4 protein-coding genes are annotated in these 4609 nt (G+C 67.7%); 3 read left to right on the top strand and 1 reads right to left on the bottom strand.

Annotated elements, in window-relative coordinates; translation table 11 throughout:
* The 3 genes from RMN86_RS14635 to RMN86_RS14625 all read left to right on the top strand — a co-directional run.
* On the top strand, positions 1–388 hold a 388-nt coding region (locus RMN86_RS14635; protein ID WP_309606595.1), incomplete at its 5' end, for an Asd/ArgC dimerization domain-containing protein.
* 4 nt (positions 389–392) lie between these two features.
* Positions 393–1310, top strand: coding sequence for an EamA family transporter RarD (gene rarD / locus RMN86_RS14630; RefSeq protein WP_309606594.1), 918 nt, complete (start codon positions 393–395; stop codon positions 1308–1310).
* Positions 1311–1465: 155 nt separating this feature from the next.
* The gene (locus tag RMN86_RS14625) at positions 1466–3997 is read left to right on the top strand and encodes an alkaline phosphatase family protein (RefSeq protein ID WP_309606593.1); all 2532 of its coding nucleotides are present in this window, start codon (positions 1466–1468) and stop codon (positions 3995–3997) included.
* Positions 3998–4020: 23 nt separating this feature from the next.
* Here the strand turns inward: RMN86_RS14625 and RMN86_RS14620 are convergent, their stop codons facing one another.
* Positions 4021–4356 (bottom strand): DUF2794 domain-containing protein, encoded by a 336-nt coding sequence (locus RMN86_RS14620; RefSeq protein WP_309606592.1) that lies wholly within the window; start codon positions 4354–4356, stop codon positions 4021–4023.
* Between the last annotated feature and the right edge of the window lie 253 nt (positions 4357–4609).

Here is a 4609-nt window from a genome sequence, read left to right as displayed (position 1 = left end):
GTGGAACGAGACCCACAAGATGATCGACCCGGCCATCAAGCTGACGGTCACCTGCGTGCGCGTCCCGGTCATGGTCGGCCATTCCGAAGCGGTGAACATCGAGTTCCACGACCATCTGGACGAGGACGAGGCGCGCGACATCCTGCGCGAGGCGCCCGGGATCAATGTCATCGATAAGCGCGAGGACACCGGCTACATGACGCCGAAGGAGGCGCAAGGGGAGTTCCCGGTCTTCGTCAGCCGCATCCGCAACGACTCGACCGTCGAGCACGGGCTGAACATCTGGGTGGTGGCCGACAACCTGCGCAAGGGCGCCGCGCTCAATGCGGTGCAGATCGCCGAGCTGCTCCACGCGCGCGGCCTGATCCGCCAAAAAACCCTCGCCTGACGCCATGACCTCCGGGGCGCAAGGCGGAGAAACCCGCCTGGCGCTGATGGCGGGGATCGGCTGTTACCTGATCTGGGGCTTCGTGCCGCTGGTCTTCCAGGCCATCGGGCGCCTCGGCGTGGGTCCGTGGGAAATCCTCGCCCACCGCACGCTCTGGGGCACGCCCACGGCATTGGCCTTCGTGCTCGCGGCGCGGCAGGGGCGACAGGTGCTGAGGGTGTTCAGCGACCGCCGGGTCCTGGCGTGGCTGGCGCTGTCGTCGACACTGATCGCCGTCAACTGGAGCGTGTTCATCTGGGCGGTGACCCATGGCCGGGTGCTGGAATCCAGCCTCGGCTACTACATCACGCCGCTGATCAACATGGCGGCGGGGGCCCTGTTGTTTCGTGAGCGGATCGACCGAATCGGGGCGGTCGCCATTGGGCTAGCGACGGTCGGGGTGGTGATCCAGGGCCTGGCCATCGGCCATCTGCCGCTGATCTCGCTGGCGCTGGCCGTCTCGTTCGGCGGCTATGGCGTGGTGCGCAAACAGGTGAGGGCCGACGCCCAGACCGGGCTGTTCATCGAGTGCCTGTTCCTGTCCGTCCCGGGCCTGGTCTATGCGCTGTGGCTCGCCGGTCACGGCCTGGGACACTTCACCCAGTCGCCCGGTACGACGCTGTGGCTGCTGGCGTCCGGCCCGATCACCGCGGCGCCGCTGGTGCTGTTCTCGTGGTGCGCGCGGCGGCTGCCGTTGTCGGTGATGGGCTTCATGCAGTTCATCGGCCCGACCATCGGCATCGCCATCGGCGTGGCCGAGGGCGAGGCGTTCGGGCCGCTGCGGGCCATCTCGTTCCTGTTCATCTGGGGCGGAGCGGCGGTGTTCGCCTGCGGCGCGTGGCGGCGCTCGCGCGGTTTGCGGCGGGCGGGCGCCCCGGACTGAGGGCTGCCGCGGATATGGCGCCGGGAGAACTGTCGCAATGCGCGCGCAGGATTGACGGTCGCTGGTCTTGGCGGCGAGGCTGATTGTTCCGGCGTGCTCGTCGCCGGCGCACTGGTCGGTTACTGAACCCAAAGACCAAACCCCGGGGTCGTCCCATGCGTCTATTTCATCCATTCGTCCTGGCCGCCCTCACTGTCGCGGGTCTCGCCGCCGGCGCCGCGAACGCCGAACCCGCGGCCAGCCCGCGTCCGATCGGCGAGGCGACACAGGCGCTGCCGGGCCCGATTCCGGGCGGCGGCTTTGACCTGCCCAACGGCTGGCGGATCACCCCGGCGGGCAAATCCATCGCCGACCTCGGCGACCTGGTCCTGAAGATGCTCCCCTCGCCCGACGGCAAGGTGATCGTGGCCGGCCACGGCGGATACCTGCCGCACGGCCTCAGCGTCATCGACGCGAAGACCCACAAATTGGTGCAGGAGGTGCCTCTGAAGACCGCCTGGCTGGGCCTCAGCTGGTCCGGCGACGGTCACACCCTCTATGTTTCCGGCGGCAACGCCAACGGTGAGAAGAAAGTCGAGGCCTCGACCGCACCGATCTACGCGCTGAGCTACGCCAAGGGCCGCTTCGATCCGAAGCCCAAGGCGCGGTTCACGGACAGCTTGCCGATGGACCAGATCTGGTGGTCGGGCGTGCTGGCGGATCCGAAGCGCGGGATCGTCTGGGCCGCGAACCGCGGCACGTCGATGACGGCCACCGACGTCGTGCAGTTCAACGTCGCGACCGGCGCCATCAAGGGCCGGGTTCGCGTCGGCGTCAGCCCCTACGAGCTAGCGCTGTCCCGGGACGGAAGGCGGTTGTTCGTCTCCAACTGGGGCGACAAGTCGGTCAGCGTCATCGACGCGGCGAGCCTGAAGGTCATCAAGACCATCCCGGTGGGCTTCAACCCCAACGACATGGTGCTGGCCGCCGACGGGCGGCTGTTCGTGGCCTGCTCCAACGAGAACAGCGTCTATGTGATCGACAGCCGGACGCTGGAGGTCCTGGAAATCATCTCCACCGCGCTCTATCCCAAGGCGCCCGAGGGCTCGACGCCCAATTCGCTGGCGCTGGACGCCAGGCGTCACCTGCTGTTTGTGGCCAACGCCGACAACAACGACGTGGCCGTCGTGAATATCGCCGCGCGCGCCCACAGCGATGTCCTGGGGTTCATCCCGGCGGGCTGGTACCCCTCGGCCATCACCCTGGGCGAGGCGGGCCAGGCGCTATACATCGGTTCGAGCAAGGGCGAGTCCGGGCATGCCAACCTGAAGGGTCCCAACAGCCCCTTGCGCGCCAAGGACGGACCTGACGACTCGGTCAAGACGCTTCAGACATCGAGCGTTGAGCGGTTGCCGTTGGCGGGCCTGAAGACCCGTCTGGCCGCCTGGACCCGCAAGGTCGTCGCCAATACGCCCTACAATGACACCTTGCTGGCGCAGGCCCGCCCGCCGGCGTCGCCGAGCATCCTGCCGAGCAAGGTGGGCGAAGGCTCGCCGATCAAGCACATCGTCTACATCATCAAGGAAAACCGCACCTACGATCAGGTCTACGGTGACCTGCCCCACACCAACGGCGATCCCCGGCTGGCGATCTTCGGGCGTCAGATCACGCCCAATCAGCACGCCATGGCCGAGCAGTTCGCGGCCTTCGACAACTGCTACGCCGATGGCGACGTCAGCCAGGACGGCCACTCCTGGGCCAACGCGGCCTATGCCACCGACCAGAACGAGAAGTCCTGGCCCGCCAACTATGGCGGCCACAGCCAGGCGCAGAACCGCTCGCTCGCCTACATGCCGTCGTCCGGCTATCTTTGGGACGCCGCGCGCCGCAAGGGCCTGACCTACCGGAGCTACGGCGAGTACGCGACGCGCGCCTCGACCGGCGAGCCGATGTCGAGCGTGCCGGGCGCCAACGGCCTGATCGGACACGTCGCCGCCAACTACCTGCAGAACCGCGTGCGCGACACCGAGAACGCCAAGGTCTTTCTCGACGAACTCGCGGGCTATGAGGCCAACTACGACTCCCAGGACCCGAACCAGCGCCTGCCGAACTACATCGTCATGTCCATGCAGGAAAACCACACCCACGGGACCGACCCGAAGTCGTTCACCCCCAGGGCCATGGTCGCCAACCAGGACGTGGCGCTCGGCCAGATGCTGGAGCGCCTGACCCACAGCCGGTATTGGCCGCAGATGGCGGTCTTCATCATGGAGGACGACGCCCAGGACGGCCCCGATCATGTGGATGCGCGGCGCACCGCCTGCCTGGTGATCAGCCCCTACATCAAGCGCGGGATCGTGGACTCAACGCTCTACACCACCAGCTCGATGGTGCGGTCCATCGAGCTGCTGCTCGGGATGCCGCCGCTCAGCCAGTACGACGCCGCCGCGACCCCTTATTTCGCTGCGTTCGGGACCACGGCCGATCTGACGCCTTTCAAGGGCCTGCCAGCACAGTGGGACGTCAACGAGAAGAATTCGCCGCAAGCCTATGGCGCCCTCGAGAGCGCCGGCATGAACTTCGCGGAGGCCGACGAGGCGCCCATGCGCCGGCTGAACGAGATCATCTGGAAGAGCGTCCGCGGCGCGGACTCGCCGATGCCGGCGCCGGTTCACCGCTATCGGGCGCTGTCCAACGCCGCGCGCTGAGGCCGGACGGGCCGTCGCGGGTCCTATTCGACGACCCTGAAGCGGCCCTGGTCGAAGACCCTCAGGACCTGCTCCAGGTCGTGACCGCGGCGCAGGATCACGCCGCCCTGGCCCAGCACGGCCCAGGCGCCCTGGCGGCGCGCCAGGCTCGGGCGCTTCTCGATGCGGTAGATCGGGGCTTCCGAGGCGCGCCGGTAGACCGAGAACACCGCCGATTCGCGCAGGCCATCGATGGCGTAGTCGCGCCACTCGCCGGCCGAAACCATCCGCCCATAGAGGGAAAGCAACCGGAGCAGCTCGCGCCGCTCGAAGAAGACGCTCGCCTGGCGGGGCGAGGCGTAGGACGGATCGAATGCCATCGAAACGCAGCCTAGACTGAATCCCCGCGGCGACGCCAGCCGCCCGCGACAGGATCCCGCCGCCCCGAAATGACCTTATTCCCGACCCGCGAGCGCCTGATGAGGTTCTCATATTGCATTTGTCGGTTGGTCAGACCCCGGTGGTCCCGGATCCTGAACAGCCCCCCCAGCCCCCCTGGATCGGCGGACTGGCCAGCCGACGCCCCATCTTCTCCATGAACCCGCGCGGGTGCTCTCCAGCCGCGCGGGTTTT

This window comes from Phenylobacterium sp. (genome assembly GCF_031360265.1).
In the GTDB taxonomy this organism is placed as follows: Bacteria; Pseudomonadota; Alphaproteobacteria; order Caulobacterales; family Caulobacteraceae; genus Phenylobacterium.
This window is presented reverse-complemented; position numbering and strand designations above follow the sequence as displayed.

Excerpts from the sequence above, each read along its gene's own strand:
- rarD (WP_309606594.1), top strand. The coding sequence starts at position 393 with ATGACCTCCGGGGCGCAAGGCGGAGAAACCCGCCTGGCGCTGATGGCG.
- RMN86_RS14620 (WP_309606592.1), bottom strand. The coding sequence starts at position 4,356 with ATGGCATTCGATCCGTCCTACGCCTCGCCCCGCCAGGCGAGCGTCTTC.
- RMN86_RS14625 (WP_309606593.1), top strand. The coding sequence starts at position 1,466 with ATGCGTCTATTTCATCCATTCGTCCTGGCCGCCCTCACTGTCGCGGGT.